Genomic DNA, 17,566 nt, shown 5'->3' on the forward strand with positions numbered 1-17,566 from the left:
CGGGAAAGGCAGGATTCGATGGCGCGCTCCCCCGTCCACCGGGAAAGTCATGCGCTGGATCGCATCGGCTGGCTGCGCGCCGGCGTCCTGGGCGCCAACGACGGCATTGTTTCGACCGCAAGCCTGATCGTCGGCGTCGCGTCGGCCAGCATGGCGTCGCAACAAGTCCTAGTCACCGGGGTGGCGGGCCTTGTCGCCGGCGCACTGTCGATGGCCGCGGGCGAATATGTCTCGGTGTCGTCGCAGGCCGATGCCGAGCGCCAGAACCTGGAATGCGAAAAGCTGGAGCTGAGCACCGACGACGCTGGCGAGCGCGCCGAACTGGCGGCCATATATGAAGGCCGTGGGCTCGACGCGGCGCTGGCGCGGGAAGTCGCAGCGCAGTTGATGGCAAAGGACGCGCTGGGTGCCCATGCGCGCGATGAGCTTGGGCTGACTACGGCGCTGGCGGCGCGGCCGATCCAGGCGGCGATCACTTCGGCGATGGCGTTCGCCACGGGTGCGGCGTTGCCCTTGCTGGCGGTCGTGCTGGCACCGGCCAACAGGCTCTCGCTAGCCGTGATGATGACATCGATCGCGGCGCTGGCGCTGCTTGGCATGACGGGCGCCCGGCTCGGCAAGGCACCGGTGCTGCTGCCGACGATCCGCGTGGTATTCTGGGGCGCGGTTGCCATGGCCGGCACAGCCCTGATAGGCCGAATGTTCGGCGCCTTGGTGTAGGGGCGGTCACCCGGCGGCGTAACGGGCCGGCAGATATTGGACGGAGCAAGAATGGCGCGCATCGGTTTTCTCGGCCTCGGCATCATGGGCGGCCCGATGGCGCGGCACCTCGCGGCCGCCGGCCACGACGTGATGGTGTATAATCGGACGGCGGAGAAAGCGGCGGCCTGGGTGGCGGCGCATGGTGGCCGCAGTGCGGCGACTCCGGCGCTGGCGGCGGCGGGGGCGGAGATGGTGTTGGCGTGTGTCGGTGCCGACAAGGACCTGCGCGCGGTGACGCTCGGCCCTGACGGCGCTTTCGCGGCGATGGCGCCCGGCGCGGTGTTCGTCGATCATACCACCGTCTCCGCCGAGATCGCCCGCGAACTGGCAGAAGCGGGAGCGGCGCGCGGCTTGCTGGTGCTCGACGCGCCGGTTTCGGGCGGGCAGGCGGGGGCCGAGAACGGTGCGCTGACGATCATGTGCGGCGGCAGCGCCGAAGCCTTTGCGGCTGCCGAGCCGGTGATGCAGGCGTACGCCAAGCGCATCGGCCACATGGGGCCGGCGGGCAGCGGGCAATTGACCAAGATGGTCAACCAGCTGTGCATCGCCGGGGTGCTGCAGGGGCTGGCCGAGGGGCTGGCGTTCGGCAAGGCGGCGGGGCTCGACCTGGGGCAGGTCGTCGACGTGATCTCGAAAGGGGCGGCGCAAAGCTGGCAGATGGATAATCGTGCGCCGACGATGGCGAAGGGCGAATTCGATTTCGGCTTCGCGGTCGACTGGATGCGCAAGGACCTCGGGCTGGCGCTGGACGAGGCGCGGCGGCTCGGCGCGGTGCTGCCGCTGGCGGCGCTGGTCGATCAATTCTACGGCGATGTCCAAGGCATGGGCGGCGGCCGGCAGGATACGTCGTCGCTGATCCGGCGGCTGGTACCTTAGTTCCTGCTCTGGCCGCTGGCCTCGGTGCCTGCTAGATTCCCGCCCATGAAAACAGCCAACACCCTCGTCGCCGCGTTCCTGCTGACCGCGGCGCCGGTCCTTGCCGACACGTCGTACGTCAACGCCAATGGCTATACGCTCGACGGCGGCGGTAGCCTGCAGCGGTTCGCGGTGCTGGTCGTCGGCAACGATGGCCGCGTCAAGGCGACATTGCCCGCCGGCGCCATCCCGCCGCGCGGCAAGAAGATCGATGTCGGCGGGCTCACGCTGCTGCCGGGGCTGATCGACGCGCACGGCCATGTCATGGGCCTTGGCGAGGGCGCGCTGGCGGTCGATTTGAACGGCACCAAGTCCTTGGCCGATGCCCTGGCGGCGATCCGCGCCAATCCGGGGACGGGGGCGTGGATCAAGGGCAGTGGCTGGAACCAGGAACGCTGGAACCTGGGGCGTTTCCCGACCGCGAAGGAACTCGACGCGGTGACCGGCAACCGGCCGGCTTTCCTCGAACGGGTCGATGGCCATGCCGGCTGGGTCAACTCCGCGGCGCTGGCGCTATCGGGCATCACCAACGCGACTCCGGACCCTGCCGGCGGGCGGATCGAGCGCGATGCCAGCGGTGCAGCGACGGGCGTGCTCGTCGATGCGGCGATGAAACTGGTGACGTCGAAGATCCCGGCGCCGACGACGAAGGAAGCCGACCTGGCGCTGAGCAAGGCGTTGCAAATCATGGGCTCGGTCGGGCTGACCAGCGTCGGCGACGCGGGAATGGATCGGCCGACCTGGGACCGGTATCGCCGCTTTGCGCGGACCGGCAAGCTGACGACGCGCATCTATGCGATGGCCTATGGGCCCGAGAATCGCGCGGCGATCGCGCCGAATGGCCCGATCGGCTGGGAATATGGCGACCGGCTGGCAATGATGGCGATGAAGCTGCAGGCCGATGGCGCACTCGGCAGCCGCGGCGCCTGGATGAAATCGGATTATAGCGACGCCGCCGGGCAGCGCGGCCTGCCATTTTTCGAGGAAGGCAATTTGCGCCGGATGATCCTCGATGCGTCGGCAAAGGGTTTCCAGGTCAACGTCCACGCGATCGGCGATGCCGCCAACGGCGCGGCGCTGGGCGCATTTTCGGCAACCCCCGAGGCCCAGCGGATGACCCTGCGCCACCGCGACGAACATACGCAGGTGGTCGCCGTGGAGGATCTGCCGCGCTTTGCCCGGCTCGGCATCATCGCCTCGATCCAGCCGACGCATGCGACCAGCGACAAGGGCATGGCCGAGGCGCGGGTCGGCGAAAAACGGTTGGCGGGGGCCTATGCCTGGCAGACCCTGATCAAGAGCGGCGCCCATATTGCCGGGGGCTCCGACTTCCCGGTCGAGCCGCCGAACCCGTTCTACGGGCTGCACGCGGCGGTGACCCGGCAGTCGCGCGACGGCTTGCCGCCGGGTGGCTGGCACCCGGAGGAGGCGATGACGATCGAGCAGGCCTTTGCCGCGTTCACCACCGGCGCGGCCTGGGCCAACCACGCCGAGGACAAGGTCGGCACGCTCGAGCCCGGCAAATGGGCCGACTTCGTGCTGATCGACCGCGACCCATTTGCCGCGCCGGCAAGTGGGCTTTGGCAGACGCGGGTCGATGAGACATGGGTGGCGGGGAAGCGGGTTTTCAGGCGGTAGGCGGACTGTCGCCGAACCGCACACCTCGTCATGCTGAACTTGTTTCAGCATCCACCGTGCCTCAGGCGAAAGCGTCCCGGCGGCGCGATGGATGCTGAAACAAGTTCAGCATGACGATTCCGTCTATGCGCTATTTATACTTGACCGAGCAGCCATAGGGCTTGGTCGTGGCGGGGTCGGGCGCCTTGCCCGCCTTCACGGCGAGGACGGCAGCGCGGGCATAATTGGTGCCGGCTTTCGCATCGGCTTCATCGGCGGTCGCGCGATCATTGATGGCGCCGGCATAGGCGAGTTTCCCCGCCGGATCGATGACGTAGATGTGCGGGGTGGTGCGGGCGCCGTACGCGGTACCGATGGTTCCGGCGGGGTCGAGCAGATAGGCGGTCGGGGCGGCCTTGTCCTTGGCGATTTGAGCCTTGGCGCCAAGGCCGTCGACCTGGCCCTGCTTGCCTGGGGCGCTGCTGTTGACGGTCAGCCAGACGGCGCCCGACTGGCGGGCCGCGGCCTGTGTCGCCTGCATGTTGCCGCTGTCGTAGTGGGCGCGGACGAACGGGCAGCCGGCGTTGGTCCATTCGAGGACGACGGTCTTGCCCTTGTAATCGCTCAGCTTGACGGTCTTGCCATTGGCATCGACGGCGGTGAACTGCGGTGCGGCGGCACCGACACTGGCGTTTGCAAACGCAGGGCCAAATGCCGGGCCGGCCGCCAGAAGCGCGGCGGCGAACAACATCGATTTCACGGCATGTCTCCTAGCCAAGTGCTGTCAGGGCAGAAACCGTCAGGATCTGCGGCAGTTCCCTTTGCTGGCCATCGGCGCCGTAGAAAACATAGACCGGCACCCCGGCGCGCTGCTGGTCGGCGAGCCATTTCGAGATGACCGGATCGCCGCGGGTCCAGTCGCCTTCGAGAACGGCGATGCCCTTGCGCCGGAAAGCCTCGGCGACGCTGGCATCGGCCATCGCGCCCTTTTCGTTGACCTTGCAGGTCAGGCACCAATCGGCGGTCATGTAGAGAAAAACCGGGGTACGGGCCGCGCGCAAGGCCGCGAGTTTTTCGGGTGAAAACCGCTGCGCCATCAACGCCGCCGGCGCCGAAGTGCCCGAATTGGCAACCGCCGGATCGGCGACCGGGAGCAGCAGGATCGCGGCGACGCCGGCCGCGATCGCGCCGCCGATGGGCAGCCAGCTGCTGGCGCCGCTGTGCTGGCGACTGCCCAGCCACCATAGCAACAGCCCGAGCAGGAGCGCGCCGGCGAGCCCCGCCGTCATGCCCGGCACGCCGACCTGTTGGCCCAGCACCCAGGCCAGCGCCAGCGCGGTGATGAACATCGGCACCGACAGGATGGCGCGCAAACGCGTCATCCAGGCACCCGGCCGGGGCATTCGGCGGCGCAGCGCGGGGATGAAGCCGACCGCGAGGAACGGCAGCGCCAGGCCGAGTCCGAGCCCGGCGAAAACCGCCAGCGCGGCGACCGGCGGCAAGATCAGCGCCGCGCCCAGCGCGCCGGCCATGAACGGCCCCGTGCACGGCGTCGCGACGAATGCAGCCAATGCGCCGGTGGCGAAACTGCCCAGCGCGCCGCCCTTGCGGATGGTCTGGTCGCCAAGAGCGCCCGTCGACAGGTTGATCTCGAACAGGCCTGCCAGGTTGAGCGCGATCGCGGTGACCAGCAGCAGCAGCGCCGTGATGACGCGCGGATCCTGCAGCTGGAACGCCCAGCCGACCTGTGATCCGGCCGCGCGCAGCAGCAGCACGAGGCCGCCGAGTGCCGTGCAGACGAGGATGACGCCGGCGGTATAGGCCAGCGCGTCGCGGCGCGCGGCGGCGGGTTCGACGTTGCCGCCGGCCAGGCTGAGCGCCTTGAGGCTGAGGATCGGAAAGACGCACGGCATGACGTTGAGGATGATGCCGCCGAGGATGGCGCCCAGCAGGATCAGCGGCAGGCCAGGGCCTCCCGCCGCGCGCGGCTTGTCGGCCGCAAGCGGCAGCCCGGCGGCGGGGACGTTGCCCGGCTCGGCGGTCAGCATCAGGCCGAGCGGCTTTTCCTCGCCGTCGATGACGACGCGGAGTACGCCGGTGATGGCGCCCGCGGGGGCGTCGCTGGCCTTGGTCTCGATGCGCAGCCGGTCGCCGGCCACCGTCACCACCTGCGGTGCGGCGTAGTCGATGACGCCGTCGGCATCGGGGTAGAAATAGGCGCTGCGGACGTCGCCGGGATTGCCGAACGGCACCGCCAGCACGAAGCGGCCGTCCGCGGCGCTCCAGTCGGCAACGGCGCTCATCGGCTTGGGCAGGGCGGCACGAGCCATCGCCAGCGCGATGCCGTTCTGGGGATCGGCGGCGCCGTCGCCGATGACCAAAGGCAGCGTCAGCGTCGCGCTTTCGGGGACGCATTGCTCGAGGCTGCAGACCAGCCAGTCGGCCTTGACCGTCACGTTAAAGGGCGTGCGCTTGCGCAGGTCGGCCGGCGGCGTAATGCTGGTGACCAGGACGTTGGGATGCGAATAGACGTAATTCATCAGCCCGGAAACGATCAGCGTCTCGGGGATGGGATAGGCCAGCGGCTGCGGCGCCGCGGTGCCGGGGGGCAGCGTCCAGGCGACGCGGGTGGGCGCGCCGGCGTCGCCGGGGTTCGACCAATAGGTGTGCCAGCCGGCCTTCGGCGTCAGTTGCAGGCCGATGCTGAACGGCTGGCCGGGCGCCGGGGTGGCGGTCTCGGCGATCAGCTCGATGCGGGTGTTGGGCTGCTGCGAAACGCTTTGCGCGGCGGCAGGGATGGCCAGCGTGGCGGCGAGAAATAACAGCAGGGCACGAATCATTGGATTGTTATGCCTGTGTTGCGGGGTGGGGGGAAGCGAGGGGGTGATCTTGCCCGAGGGCGGGCGCGTCACGATGGTTAACATTTTCCGCATTTTCCGCTTTCGGCGGTTTTTGGAGGGCGGAAGTGGAGGGGTGGGGGTGACGGGTGTGGGTAGCGGAAATGCGGGGTGTAGGACAGGGGTTGCCGGGTGATGGTGCTGGCGCGAGCGAAGCTCGCGCGTCGGTGGGCGGGAGTGCTGTCAGGCGCTTTTTCTGGGCGTTGCCGCGATGGAGAAAAGGCAAAAAAAAGGCGGGGGCGAAGCCCCCGCGTCGGACGGGTTCGGCGGAGTAACTCGGCCGCCCCGCCGGCCGTTGCGTACGCGAGTCTGCAGCCAAGCCGGAAATCGCGAAGCCGCAATTTCCGTCTTGGCTGCAGCCGCTTAACGCTTCGAAAACTGAAAGCTCTTCCGAGCCTTGGCCTTACCGTACTTCTTACGCTCAACAACGCGAGGATCGCGCGTCAAGAACCCGGCCTGCTTCACAGTCGTGCGCAGGGCTGGTTCAAAGCGGGTCAAAGCCACCGAGATACCGTGCTTGACCGCGCCGGCCTGGCCCGAAAGCCCACCGCCGACAACGGTGCACATGACGTCATACTGGTCGCGGCGATCGGCGATGTCGAACGGCTGGTTGATGACCAGGCGCAAGGTTGGGCGAGCGAAGTAAACGGTCTGGTCGCGGCCGTTGACGACGATCTTGCCGCTGCCGGGCTTGAGCCAGACGCGGGCAATGGCGTTCTTGCGCTTGCCGGTTGCATAGGCCCGGCCATAGGCATCGAGCTCCTGCGGCCGCAATGGCGCAGGGGGTCCGCCGCCGCCGGTGTGGGCTGGGTTCTGGTTGGTTTCGCTATGCGGTGCGTTCGGGTTGTACGTTCCCTCCTGCATGCCACCGAGATCGGAGAGCGACTGGCGATTGTCGGACATTATGCAGCAGCCTTCTTGTCGCCAGCTTCCTGGACGGTAAGGGTCGAGTTCTTGCGGTTCATCGCAGCGACATCGACGAATTCTGGGTTCTGGGCGGTGTGCGGATGCTCGGTGCCCTTGAAGACGCGCAGGTTGCGCATCTGGTCGCGGCCGAGCGGGCCACGAGGAACCATGCGCTCGACGGCCTTGATCAGGACGCGCTCGGGGAAGCGGCCTTCGAGGATCTTGGCGGGCGAAGTTTCCTTGATACCGCCAGGGTGGCCGGTGTGGCGGTAATAGCGCTTGTCGGTCGCCTTCTTGCCGGTGAACCGGACCTTTTCGGCGTTGATGACGATGATGTTGTCACCGCAATCGACGTGCGGGGTATAAGTAGCCTTGTGCTTGCCGCGCAGGCGGTTGGCGATCAGCGAGGCGAGGCGGCCGACGACCAGTCCTTCGGCGTCGATAATCAGCCATTTCTTCTCGACCTCGGCGGGCTTGATCGAGGCGGTTGAACGGGTGAGCATGATCTGTGTCCAGTAGTGAGCGAGACGGCCAGGGCGTGACGTATTTGTCGTCGCACAGGTCGGGCCGGATGGCGGCGATATCGCGCAAAGCCGGGATTTGGTCAAGCGTTTCCGGGGTTTTCCGATGTGGTGCCGGGATACCGCACGCTAGCCCGGCACGACGGCAGCCCCTAGTCCGTGATGGCGTGTGCCTGCAAATGCCCGAGCGCCGTCGTTTCCAGCGCCTTGGCATGGGTTGCATCGAGGACAACGTCGGGCGCAAAGCCGGCAATGCGGGCTTCTTCCCACCGCGCCGCGCACAGGCACCAGCGGTCGCCCGGCCTCAGCCCGGCGAAATCATACTCGGGTCGCGGCGTCGACAGGTCGTTGCCCTGCCCGGCGCTGAAGTCGAGGAATTCGGCGGTCATCACCGCGCAGACGACGTGGCGGCCATTGTCGCTATCGTCGGTGCTGCAGCAGCCATCGCGCTTCCAGCCGGTCAGCGGCGATGTCGAGCACAGCGCCAGCGCGCCGCCGATGACGTTCTTCGCCGTCATGCCGATCTCCCCTGCACCGACCAGTGCGCTGCCCAGACAGTCGCCGCCACCAGCAGCGCGCCGCCGGCCTGGTGCGCCACGCCGAGCGAGATGGCGACGCCGCTGAGCACCGTCGCCACGCCAAGGCAGAATTGCAGAACGACAGCGCCACCGAGCGCCAGCGCGCGGACGCCGGCACCGGCGCGCCACAGCCGGAACGCGATCAACAGGGCCGCGGCGGCGACCAGCCAGGCCATGCTGCGATGGATGAAATGCACGGTAATCGGCGCGTCGATGATGTCGGACGCGGTCCGCACCAACCCGGTCGGAATCAATGTTCCGAACATCAACGGCCAGGTGTCCGACGCATGTCCGGCGCGCATGCCGGCGACGAATGCGCCCCAGATGATCTGGACCAGAAGCAGCACTGCGAACGGCGTCACCCAGCGGCGCGGGCGCGGCGCGGCGACAGGCCCGCTCCGGAGCAGGTCGAGTGCCGTCCAGATGCACCCCGCCATGATCGCCAATGCCACCGTAAGATGCACCGCCAGCCGCTCATGCGCCACTTCGGTGCGGCCGACGAGCCCGCTCGAGACCATCCACCAGCCGATCGTGCCCTGCAGCGCGCCGAGCATCAGCAGCGCCAGCAGCCGCGGCTTATAACTTTGGGGAATCGCCTTCTTCACCCAGAACCACAGCAGCGGCAGCGCGAACGCAACACCGATCAGGCGGCCAAGCAGCCGGTGCACATATTCCCAGAAAAAGATGCCCTGGAACTCGGCGAGCGTCATGCCGCGGTTCATCATCTGGTACTGCGACGACGCCTTATAGGCTTCGAACTGCACTGCCCAGGCCGCGTCGCCGATCGGTGGCAGAGTGCCGGAAACGACATCCCAGCGGGTGATCGACAGGCCCGATTCGGTCAGCCGGGTAATGCCGCCGACGACAACCATGACGAAGACCAGCGCGGCGACGGCGCACAACCAGCCGGCGATCGCGCGTGGCCGGGCGCTGGCTCCGGGCAGGGAAGGAGCGCGGGGCAGGGAAGGAGCGCGGGGCAGGGAAGGGGCGGAAGCGATGCTGGCCATCGCCGTTCCCTAGGCCCGGACGCCGCCGCCGCCAAGCGCGTCGTGGTCGCGGGCGGCGGATCTCACTGCCCGCAAAAGCATCTTGCAGGGCTTAATGAGATAATGTAACACGCAGTCATGCCCAAGCGTTTCTCCAGCCTGCTCGACAAGTCGGCGATGACCCTTTCCGGCCTGTGTATCGTGCACTGCCTCGGCGGCACGCTGCTAGCGACGATCTTCGCCGCATCGAGCGGCTGGCTCGGGCATGACGTCCATCTGATCGGCCTCGCGCTGGCGCTGCCACTGGCGGGGTTTGCCTTGTGGCGCGGCGTCCTCGTCCATGGCCAGGCCGGGGTTGCCGTGCTCGGCGCGCTCGGCATCGGCCTGATGGCGATTTCGGTTTTCGCGGGGCATGGCGGCAGCACCGAGATCATGTTGTCGGTGGCCGGGGTCTCGCTGCTCGGCGGGGCGCATTTGTGGAATTTGCGGGCAGCGCGCGGCTAAACGCGCCGTGCTGCTTGCGGGGACGCACAGTAGCGCCGATATCGTGAGCCATGGCCAGCACGCACGATCATGATCATGCCAACCGCACCGGTGCGCCGCTTGCGGTCGCTGCCGAGCGGGCCTTGACGGCGTCGGGCGAGCAATGGACCGCCATGCGCGCCGCCGTGTTCAACGCCCTGACTTCGTTCGACAAACCCGCAAGCGCCTATGACGTCACCGACGCGGTGAGCACGGCGCAGGGGCGGCGCGTCGCGGCCAACAGCGTCTATCGCATCCTCGATCTGTTCGTCGCCAAGAACGTCGCCATGCGCGTCGAAAGCGCCAACGCCTATCTCGCCAACGCGCATCCGGATTGCCTGCACGACTGTATCTTCCTGGTTTGCGACACCTGCGGCCGCGCCACCCACGTCGACGACGACCAGTTGTCGGCGCGCATTCGCGAAACCGCCGTGGCCACCGGCTTCCGGCCCGAGAAGCCCGTGATCGAGGTGCGTGGCCGCTGTGCCACGTGCCCCTGACGGGCCACAAGGGCCTCTGGCGGGCGCACAGGAGCAAAATCCCGCGGCATCGGCATACATCGACAGTTGCGGGGTTACAGGGTAACGCTGTCATCAAGACTCAACAAAACCGGCGGACCTTGGTGACACAACGACCTCCCACCCCGATGCTCGACACGGTCAATATTCCGGCCGACATGAAACGCTTCAGCCACGAAGAACTGCGGCAGCTCGCCGACGAACTTCGGATCGAGATGATCGATGCAGTGTCGACGACCGGCGGACATCTTGGCGCCGGTCTTGGCGTCATCGAGCTGACGGTCGCACTGCATTACGTTTTCGATACGCCCGGCGACCGGCTGATCTGGGACGTCGGCCACCAGGCCTATCCGCACAAGATTCTGACCGGCCGCCGCGATCGCATCCGCACGCTGCGCCAGGGCGGTGGGCTATCGGGCTTCACCAAGCGCGCCGAGAGCGAATACGACCCGTTCGGCGCCGCGCATTCGTCGACTTCGATTTCGGCGGCCATCGGCTTCGCTGTCGCCAACAAGCTCAAGAACCAGCCCGGCAAGGCGATCGCCGTCATCGGCGACGGCGCCATGTCGGCGGGCATGGCGTACGAGGCGATGAACAATGCCTATTCGGCCGGCAATCGCCTTGTCGTCATTCTCAACGACAACGACATGTCGATCGCACCGCCGGTCGGTGCGTTGTCGGCGTATCTGGCGCGGCTGCTGTCGTCGCGGTCGTTCCTCGGCATGCGCGAGGCGGTCAAGCAGATCGCCCGCAAGACGCTGCCGCCGCCGCTGAAAAAGGCCGCGCGCCGCGCCGATGAATACGCGCGTGGGTTCGCGCAGGGCGGCGGCACCTTGTTCGAGGAGCTCGGCTTCTACTACGTCGGCCCGATCGACGGTCACAACCTAGAGCATTTGCTGCCGGTCCTCGAGAACGTCCGCGACGCTGCCGAAGGTCCGATCCTGGTCCATGTCGTGACGCAAAAGGGCAAAGGCTACGCACCTGCCGAAGCCGCCGCCGACAAATACCACGGCGTCCAGAAATTCGATGTCGTCTCGGGCACCCAGGCCAAGGCGGCACCGACCGCACCCAGCTACCAGAACGTCTTCGGCGACGCGATGGTCGCCGAGGCGCGCCGCGACCCCACCATCTGCGCCATCACCGCCGCCATGCCATCGGGCACCGGCGTCGACCGGTTCGAAAACGCCTTTCCGGAACGCAGCTTCGACGTCGGCATCGCCGAGCAGCACGCCGTGACCTTCGCCGCCGCACTTGCCGCACAGGGCATGCGGCCGTTCTGCGCGATCTACAGCACCTTCCTGCAACGCGCCTACGACCAGGTCGTGCACGACGTCGCCATCCAGAACCTGCCGGTTCGCTTCGGCATCGACCGCGCCGGGCTCGTCGGCGCCGATGGCTGCACCCATGCCGGGGCGTTCGACGTCGCGTATCTGACGACGTTGCCCAACATGGTGGTGATGGCGGCGGCGGACGAAAACGAGCTGACCGACATGGTTCACACCATGGCGCTGTACGACGCCGGCCCGATCGCGGTGCGCTATCCGCGCGGCGAAGGCACCGGCGTGAAGATTGCCGCGACGCCGACGCGCCTCGAAATCGGCAAGGGGCGGATCGTTCGCGAAGGCAAGACTGTCGCGCTGCTGTCGCTTGGCACGCGGCTGGGCGACGCTCTCAAGGCCGCCGAGGAACTCGAAAACAAGGGCCTCAGCACCACCGTCGCCGACATGCGCTTCGCCAAGCCGCTCGACCACGACCTGATCCGGCATCTCGCCGCCACCCACGAGGTACTGGTCACCATTGAGGAAGGTGCCTCGGGCGGCTTCGGTTCGCATGTCCTGACCTGGCTCAGCGACGAGGGCCTGACCGATGGCGGCCTCAAGGTCCGCACGTTGCGGTTGCCCGACATCTTCCAGGACCATGATTCGCCGGCCAGGCAATACGCCGAAGCCGGGCTGGATGCCCCGGCCATCGTCAAATCGGTCCTTGAAGCACTGCGCCACAACAGCGTCGGACTGATCGAGGGTGCGCGGGCCTGATCATTGCGTCCCGGCGCGGCGCCGTGATATACTTCACTTTGAACGTATATCCACGGAGCCCGTCATGCAGGTCGCCAAATGGGGCAATAGCCTCGCCATTCGCATTCCCGCTGTGGTCGTCGAGCTTCTCGAGTTGAAAGAAGGCGACGAAATCAACATCATCGCCGCCGGCATGGAAACGGTCGCGATCGAACGTGAGCCCACCCCACAGGAATGGCTGGCGCGTCTGGACAAGTTCCGTGGGCGCCTGCCGAAGGACTGGAAGTTCGACCGCGAAGAAGCAAATGCCCGGTAGCTTCTTCGACAGCAATATCCTCCTCTATTCAGCCTCCAGCGACGACGACAAGGCAGACCGTGCCGAGGCACTGATCGTGCGCGGTGGCACCGTCAGTGCTCAGGTGCTCAACGAAGTCGCGAATGTCGCGCGGCGCAAGATGCATTTGACCTGGGTCGAAACGCGCGACCTCCTGCTGCCCTTCCGCAAATTGCTGACAATCACCCCCGTCACCGAAGCCATCCACAATCACGGCCTCCGCCTTGCCGAACGCCACGGTTTCGCGATCTACGACTCCATGATCGTCGCGGCCGCCATCGCCGCCCACTGCGACACACTCTGGTCGGAGGACATGCACCACGACCTGACCGTCGAATCCGTCCTCACTATCCGCAACCCGTTTGCCTGAGTCAGCAAACCACCACGTTCACCGCCAACCCGCCGAGCGATGTTTCCTTGTATTTCTCGCCCATGTCGGCGCCCGTCCGCCGCATCGTCTCGATGACCTGGTCGAGGCTTACCCGGTGCGTGCCATCGCCCAGCATCGCCAGCCGCGACGCCTCGATTGCCTTTACCGCCCCCACCGCATTGCGCTCGATGCATGGTACCTGGACCAGCCCGCCAACCGGATCGCATGTCAGTCCCAGATTATGCTCCATGCCAATTTCGGCGGCATTCTCGACTTGGCCGTTGCTGCCGCCCAGCGCTGCCGTCAACCCTGCCGCCGCCATCGAGCACGCCACCCCGACCTCCCCTTGGCAGCCGACCTCGGCCCCCGAAATCGATGCATTTGCCTTGAACAACGCCCCAATCGCCGCCGCTGCCAGCAGGAATGTATCCGACCCTGCCACCGAAGCCCCCGGCGCGAACCGCTCATAATATCGCAGCACCGCCGGCACGATTCCCGCCGCGCCATTGGTCGGCGCCGTCACCACCCGGCCGCCGGCGGCGTTCTCCTCGTTGACCGCCAACGCCCACAAATTCACCCAATCGATCACCGACAAGGGATCGGCCAGCATGCGTTCCTGCCGTTCGCGCAGCAACGCCAATATGAGCGGCGCCCGCCGCACCACCTTCAAGCCGCCCGGCAACTCACCCCCGGTCCGGCAACCCCGATCGATGCAATCCGACATCGCCGCGCGGATCGCCGCCAACCGCGATCGCACTTCCGCCTCGGGCAGCGCCGCCAGTTCATTCGCCAGCGCCAGATCGGCGATCGAGATCCCCGCCGTCCCGGCGCGCTCCAGCAATTCCGCCCCCGTCGCATAACGATACGGCAGGTCGAGCAATGCCGACGGCGGCGCATTGCGCGCAATCTCCGCCTCGCCGACCACCGCCCCGCCGCCGATCGAATAGCTCGTCTCGGCCAGCAAAACCGCACCATCTGTATCCAAAGCCGTAAATATCATCCCGTTGCTATGGTGCGAAAGCCGCCGCCGCTGGTGCCACAGCAAATCGCGCCCCTCGTCGAACACGATCTCCGCGCCGCCCGCTAAGGGCAACGCACCGGCCACCCGCACCCGCGCCACCAGCACCGCCGCCCGGTCCGGATCGAGTGCCTCGGGCCGCTCCCCGCACAGTCCCAAAATCACCGCGCCGTCGGTCGCATGTCCCTTGCCCGTCAACGCCAGGCTGCCGAACAATTCCGCCATCACCCGCGCCGGCCGCAACCCCGCCGCCCGCGCTGCGAAATCCGCCGCCGCGGTCATCGGCCCCATCGTGTGCGACGACGACGGCCCGACGCCGATCTTGAACAGTTCGAAAACGCTGAATGGCATGGGAGGTGCAGTCCTTGTTTGTCATCCCCGGCTCGCCCCGGACCCAGTTGCTTCTCTGCCGACAAGACGGGGTCGAGCCCGGGAAGACAGACTAGCCGCTACCTCTCGCGCCCTACATGCGCCTCGCCCCGCGCCGCTGCCAGCAAGGCCTGCTTGTGCCGCTCCGCATATCCCGCCCGCTGCGTCGCGTCGCGCGCGTCATGGCAGGCCGGGCAGGCGATTCCTTCGACATACTGCGGTGACGACCGCGCCTCGGGCCCCACCGGCATGCGACACCCGCGGCAGAGCTCATGGCGACCCGGCGCCAACCCCGGCCCCACCGCGACCCGCTCGTCGAACACGAAACACTCACCCTGCCACCGGCTCTCCTCCGGCGAAACCGTCTCGAGATACCGCAAGATCCCGCCCTCCAGATGGAAGACCTGCTCCACGCCTTCGGCCTTTAATAGCGCCGTCGCTTTCTCGCAGCGAATGCCCCCGGTGCAGAACATCGCCACCCGCGGTGCCGCCATCACCGCCGCGCGATTGGCTTCGAACCATGCCGGAAAGTCTCGGAACGTCCGCGTTGCCGGGTCGACCGCGCCGGCAAAGCTACCGATCGCGACTTCATAATCATTGCGCGTATCGATCACCATCGTCCCCGGCGCGTCGATCAGCGCATTCCAGTCCTCCGCCGCCACATGCACACCCGCGGCAAGCGGATCGACCTGCGGCCTGCCCATTGTCACGATCTCGCGTTTCACCCGCACTTTCGTCCGATGGAACGGCATCGTCGCCGCGCGCGAATATTTTACATCGAGTTTCGCACAGCCGGGCAGGGCGCGAATATGGCCGAGCACTGCCGCCACCCCCGCATCGGGTCCGGCGATCGTGCCGTTGATGCCCTCCGGCGCCAGCAGGATCGTGCCCCGCACACCCTGCGCCCGGCACAGCGCCTCGAGCGGTCCGCGCTGTTCGGCACAATCCGCCAGGTCGGCAAACCGGTACAGCGCGGCAACGCAAAAATCCTCGATCTGGCTCATGGCGCCGTCGTAAACCCCGCAGTCCGCCGGGGCAACGTCGCCCGGCGATCCCACCGCAGCCGGCTCTTCAGTGCGCCTTGCCGTCGATCAGTTCCAGGCTGCCCAGCGCCAGTGCCTGTCGCGCTGGCCGCTCGGCCATCACCGCGAACATCTCGTCGCCGCGCACAGTGCGTTCGACGTTCATCGACGCAAAGATCGCCATCAGCACGCCGGCCAGCGCATTGACCCGGTAGTCGTGCCACCCCGCCGCGCGCGCCGCCGCATCGAGCACGACGTCGTGGCTTGCCAGCGCCTCGACATAATCGTCGAACAGCCCCGCCTCGATCGCCGCCCGCTCATCGGGGTCGGCGACGCTGGTGCCGACCAGATACGCCACATCGGCGAACGGGCAGCCGATGCCGACGGTCTGCCAGTCGACGACGAACACCCTGCCGTCCGGCGCGTACAGCAAATTATCGAGCCGAAAATCGCCGTGGACGACACTCCAGGCACTCGCTTCGCGGTTCAGATACGCCCCGATATTCGCCGCCAGCGCCCGTGCCAGGGCAAGGATATCCGGCGCCAGCCGCCCCTGGTAGCGTTCGGCAAAACCCTCCGCCAGCGCCGGCAGCGCTGCCTCGATCATGGCGCGCGTGTCCTTCGCCAGCCACGGATGGCGCTCGGCGGTATCGCCGTTCCAGAATGGCGCATGCAGCGCCGCCAGCTCGCCGATCGCCGGCCGCAACCGTTCCGCTCCGGCGCCGGCAACCTGGTCGGCCTGCACCGCCGGCGCGCAATCGCCGAGCAACAGCGCGAACGTCACGCCGTCATCGGCGATCTCGGCGTGATAGCAGTGCGGCTTCGACACCGCGCTCATCCCTGCCAGTTCGCGATACCAGCGCACTTCCTTGTCGTAATTGCCGAGCACACCGGCGATGTAACGGCTCTTTTCGTCGTGGCTCGGGCATTTGGCGATAACCGTTGCCGGCCCGGCATGGCCATCCCAATCGAGCGTCAGCCGGAAACTGTCGCACATCTGCCCGGTGCCAACCGGCGCCGCACTCATGCCGCGCAGCGATCCCACCGGCGCCTTGAGCACGCGTTCGAGCCAGTCGTTGCCGAATTCCGCCGGCGAAACCGGGATCATCCAGCCGGGTCCAGCAGTCCGCTGAAGCCGCTCGGCGCGTGCGGCCCGAGCAGCAATTGCTCGAGGATGCCGCGGCCATGATGCTCCTCGCCGTCCCAGCGCAGCACCGCGTCCGACAGCGCCTGCAAGTGCATGTTGCCCGGTGCATTATCGTCCATCGCCGCCAGGTCGATGCTGTCGTGCGCCACCGCCAGCGGCCCATGGTCCATGCCATGGCTCCATTCGGGATGAGTATAGCCCAGCCCGTGCATATAGAAGCGCCCGCCGCTCGGCCGCACGATAAACTCGCCGCGATCGCCGAGCCCGATACGCGCCTCGGTGACACGCCGGCCACCCGGCGCATAGCTTAGGGCCAGCTCGACATGATCGATATCGACCGTCTCAGCGGCCTTGGAGTCTTTGGCAAGTTTCGCCACCACCGCACGCCGGTTCCACGGCAGTCCGGCGGCATCGTCGTTGGTATGCGCGAACACCGCATGGCCGGGGAAATTGCACGGCGTCCACAGCCAGAAAAACTGGCTGAAATTCCCCGCCGGCGGCGGCTGCGGCTCGGGCGCGCCGACCGGGCGGATGCCCCAGCTGCGATCGCGCGTTCCCATCGACCCCGGCGGCATGGTAATCGTCCCGCCGGCGCGCCGGATCGTTCCCGACCAGCCGCCGTTCTGTGTCATCCGGGTGTAATCCATGAACAACCGCGTGCCGTTGCGCCGCGTGAATCGCGGCTCCTCGATCGGCGCGTGGCGTGCGTCAAAGGTCAGCACCGCCGAAATCCCGCTGTCGTTATCCTCGAGCGTCACCCGAAGCTGCTGCAACGGCGCGATGATCTCGACCCGCATCGGCCCCACCGACAGGTCCAGCCGCTCCCCGCCGACACTGTGGCGCGACGCGCGGACATTGTGCTGCACACCATCGACAACCAGCGAAAACGCCCCGTCGATGATCCCGAGCTGCGGATAAAACCCCATCGCAGCGGCAAAGAACACGCTGCCGTCGGGGCTGTAACCATTGAAAAAATAGCGATCGTAGAAATTGCGATCGGTGCCGGCGAACGCAATCGGCTCGGGCGTCTGGTGCACCGGAAAATCATCGGCTTTGGTCAACATGGCAA

General features: G+C 67.1%; 18 protein-coding genes. 8 read left to right on the forward strand and 10 right to left on the reverse strand.

The genetic code is table 11. The features are described 5' to 3' along the window. The first annotated feature begins 18 nt into the window (after positions 1-18). Genes IEW98_RS02420 through IEW98_RS02430 form a run of 3 tightly spaced genes read left to right on the forward strand, consistent with a single transcriptional unit; the run spans position 19 to position 3,315 of the window. Positions 19-720, forward strand: coding sequence for a VIT1/CCC1 transporter family protein (locus IEW98_RS02420; protein ID WP_188761306.1), 702 nt, complete (start codon positions 19-21; stop codon positions 718-720). A 36-nt stretch (positions 721-756) separates the two neighbouring features. Beyond that, the gene (locus tag IEW98_RS02425) at positions 757-1,638 is read left to right on the forward strand and encodes an NAD(P)-dependent oxidoreductase (protein WP_279380330.1); all 882 of its coding nucleotides are present in this window, start codon (positions 757-759) and stop codon (positions 1,636-1,638) included. 45 nt (positions 1,639-1,683) lie between these two features. Further along, positions 1,684-3,315 (forward strand): amidohydrolase, encoded by a 1,632-nt coding sequence (locus tag IEW98_RS02430; protein WP_188761308.1) that lies wholly within the window; start codon positions 1,684-1,686, stop codon positions 3,313-3,315. Between the two features lie 130 nt (positions 3,316-3,445). Here the strand turns inward: IEW98_RS02430 and IEW98_RS02435 are convergent, their stop codons facing one another. From IEW98_RS02435 to IEW98_RS02460, 6 genes are all read right to left on the reverse strand, one after another. Continuing rightward, positions 3,446-4,045 (reverse strand): thioredoxin family protein, encoded by a 600-nt coding sequence (locus IEW98_RS02435; protein ID WP_188761452.1) that lies wholly within the window; start codon positions 4,043-4,045, stop codon positions 3,446-3,448. A gap of 19 nt (positions 4,046-4,064) precedes the next feature. Continuing rightward, positions 4,065-6,134, reverse strand: coding sequence for a protein-disulfide reductase DsbD family protein (locus tag IEW98_RS02440; protein ID WP_188761309.1), 2,070 nt, complete (start codon positions 6,132-6,134; stop codon positions 4,065-4,067). A 420-nt stretch (positions 6,135-6,554) separates the two neighbouring features. Further along, on the reverse strand, positions 6,555-7,094 hold the full coding sequence (rpsI, locus tag IEW98_RS02445; protein WP_188761310.1) for a 30S ribosomal protein S9: 540 nt from the start codon (positions 7,092-7,094) through the stop codon (positions 6,555-6,557). Next, positions 7,094-7,600 (reverse strand): 50S ribosomal protein L13, encoded by a 507-nt coding sequence (gene rplM / locus IEW98_RS02450; protein ID WP_188761311.1) that lies wholly within the window; start codon positions 7,598-7,600, stop codon positions 7,094-7,096. Before rplM ends, rpsI begins: the two co-directional genes overlap by 1 nt. A gap of 170 nt (positions 7,601-7,770) precedes the next feature. Continuing rightward, on the reverse strand, positions 7,771-8,136 hold the full coding sequence (locus tag IEW98_RS02455) for a DUF2237 family protein (RefSeq protein WP_188761312.1): 366 nt from the start codon (positions 8,134-8,136) through the stop codon (positions 7,771-7,773). Further along, complete coding sequence (locus tag IEW98_RS02460) at positions 8,133-9,098, reverse strand: COX15/CtaA family protein (RefSeq protein ID WP_243450509.1); 966 nt, start codon at positions 9,096-9,098, stop codon at positions 8,133-8,135. The genes IEW98_RS02455 and IEW98_RS02460 overlap by 4 nt, the downstream gene beginning before the upstream one ends. A gap of 222 nt (positions 9,099-9,320) precedes the next feature. Between IEW98_RS02460 and IEW98_RS02465 the strand changes: the two genes are divergently transcribed. The 5 genes from IEW98_RS02465 (at position 9,321) to IEW98_RS02485 (ending at position 12,941) form a co-directional block, all read left to right on the forward strand. Then, positions 9,321-9,686 (forward strand): MerC domain-containing protein, encoded by a 366-nt coding sequence (locus IEW98_RS02465; RefSeq protein WP_188761314.1) that lies wholly within the window; start codon positions 9,321-9,323, stop codon positions 9,684-9,686. A 50-nt stretch (positions 9,687-9,736) separates the two neighbouring features. Then, positions 9,737-10,204, forward strand: coding sequence for a Fur family transcriptional regulator (locus IEW98_RS02470; RefSeq protein ID WP_188761315.1), 468 nt, complete (start codon positions 9,737-9,739; stop codon positions 10,202-10,204). A 146-nt stretch (positions 10,205-10,350) separates the two neighbouring features. Continuing rightward, positions 10,351-12,258 (forward strand): 1-deoxy-D-xylulose-5-phosphate synthase, encoded by a 1,908-nt coding sequence (gene dxs, locus IEW98_RS02475; RefSeq protein ID WP_371870734.1) that lies wholly within the window; start codon positions 10,351-10,353, stop codon positions 12,256-12,258. A 64-nt stretch (positions 12,259-12,322) separates the two neighbouring features. After that, positions 12,323-12,553, forward strand: a complete 231-nt coding sequence (locus tag IEW98_RS02480; protein ID WP_188761317.1) for an AbrB/MazE/SpoVT family DNA-binding domain-containing protein — start codon at positions 12,323-12,325, stop codon at positions 12,551-12,553. Then, positions 12,543-12,941, forward strand: coding sequence for a PIN domain-containing protein (locus tag IEW98_RS02485; RefSeq protein WP_188761318.1), 399 nt, complete (start codon positions 12,543-12,545; stop codon positions 12,939-12,941). Before IEW98_RS02480 ends, IEW98_RS02485 begins: the two co-directional genes overlap by 11 nt. A gap of 1 nt (position 12,942) precedes the next feature. Here IEW98_RS02485 and IEW98_RS02490 read toward each other — a convergent pair whose 3' ends face one another. The 4 genes from IEW98_RS02490 to IEW98_RS02505 all read right to left on the reverse strand — a co-directional run bounded on the left by IEW98_RS02490 (position 12,943) and on the right by IEW98_RS02505 (position 17,561). Beyond that, positions 12,943-14,310, reverse strand: coding sequence for an L-serine ammonia-lyase (locus tag IEW98_RS02490; RefSeq protein ID WP_188761319.1), 1,368 nt, complete (start codon positions 14,308-14,310; stop codon positions 12,943-12,945). A 98-nt stretch (positions 14,311-14,408) separates the two neighbouring features. Next, entirely contained in the window at positions 14,409-15,332 is a 924-nt protein-coding gene (gene trhO, locus IEW98_RS02495; protein ID WP_188761320.1) for an oxygen-dependent tRNA uridine(34) hydroxylase TrhO, read from the reverse strand. A 67-nt stretch (positions 15,333-15,399) separates the two neighbouring features. Continuing rightward, entirely contained in the window at positions 15,400-16,458 is a 1,059-nt protein-coding gene (locus IEW98_RS02500; RefSeq protein WP_188761321.1) for a phosphotransferase family protein, read from the reverse strand. After that, on the reverse strand, positions 16,455-17,561 hold the full coding sequence (locus IEW98_RS02505) for an Rv3169 family protein (protein WP_188761322.1): 1,107 nt from the start codon (positions 17,559-17,561) through the stop codon (positions 16,455-16,457). The genes IEW98_RS02500 and IEW98_RS02505 overlap by 4 nt, the downstream gene beginning before the upstream one ends. Between the last annotated feature and the right edge of the window lie 5 nt (positions 17,562-17,566).

Source organism: Sandarakinorhabdus glacialis (assembly GCF_014643455.1).
In the GTDB taxonomy this organism is placed as follows: domain Bacteria; phylum Pseudomonadota; class Alphaproteobacteria; order Sphingomonadales; family Sphingomonadaceae; genus Sandarakinorhabdus; species Sandarakinorhabdus glacialis.

Excerpts from the sequence above, each read along its gene's own strand:
- IEW98_RS02420 (WP_188761306.1), top strand. The coding sequence starts at position 19 with ATGGCGCGCTCCCCCGTCCACCGGGAAAGTCATGCGCTGGATCGCATC.
- IEW98_RS02430 (WP_188761308.1), top strand. The coding sequence starts at position 1,684 with ATGAAAACAGCCAACACCCTCGTCGCCGCGTTCCTGCTGACCGCGGCG.
- IEW98_RS02435 (WP_188761452.1), bottom strand. The coding sequence starts at position 4,045 with ATGTTGTTCGCCGCCGCGCTTCTGGCGGCCGGCCCGGCATTTGGCCCT.
- IEW98_RS02440 (WP_188761309.1), bottom strand. The coding sequence starts at position 6,134 with ATGATTCGTGCCCTGCTGTTATTTCTCGCCGCCACGCTGGCCATCCCT.
- rpsI (WP_188761310.1), bottom strand. The coding sequence starts at position 7,094 with ATGTCCGACAATCGCCAGTCGCTCTCCGATCTCGGTGGCATGCAGGAG.
- rplM (WP_188761311.1), bottom strand. The coding sequence starts at position 7,600 with ATGCTCACCCGTTCAACCGCCTCGATCAAGCCCGCCGAGGTCGAGAAG.
- IEW98_RS02455 (WP_188761312.1), bottom strand. The coding sequence starts at position 8,136 with ATGACGGCGAAGAACGTCATCGGCGGCGCGCTGGCGCTGTGCTCGACA.
- IEW98_RS02465 (WP_188761314.1), top strand. The coding sequence starts at position 9,321 with ATGCCCAAGCGTTTCTCCAGCCTGCTCGACAAGTCGGCGATGACCCTT.
- IEW98_RS02470 (WP_188761315.1), top strand. The coding sequence starts at position 9,737 with ATGGCCAGCACGCACGATCATGATCATGCCAACCGCACCGGTGCGCCG.
- dxs (WP_371870734.1), top strand. The coding sequence starts at position 10,351 with ATGCTCGACACGGTCAATATTCCGGCCGACATGAAACGCTTCAGCCAC.
- IEW98_RS02480 (WP_188761317.1), top strand. The coding sequence starts at position 12,323 with ATGCAGGTCGCCAAATGGGGCAATAGCCTCGCCATTCGCATTCCCGCT.
- IEW98_RS02485 (WP_188761318.1), top strand. The coding sequence starts at position 12,543 with ATGCCCGGTAGCTTCTTCGACAGCAATATCCTCCTCTATTCAGCCTCC.
- IEW98_RS02490 (WP_188761319.1), bottom strand. The coding sequence starts at position 14,310 with ATGCCATTCAGCGTTTTCGAACTGTTCAAGATCGGCGTCGGGCCGTCG.
- trhO (WP_188761320.1), bottom strand. The coding sequence starts at position 15,332 with ATGAGCCAGATCGAGGATTTTTGCGTTGCCGCGCTGTACCGGTTTGCC.
- IEW98_RS02500 (WP_188761321.1), bottom strand. The coding sequence starts at position 16,458 with ATGATCCCGGTTTCGCCGGCGGAATTCGGCAACGACTGGCTCGAACGC.
- IEW98_RS02505 (WP_188761322.1), bottom strand. The coding sequence starts at position 17,561 with ATGTTGACCAAAGCCGATGATTTTCCGGTGCACCAGACGCCCGAGCCG.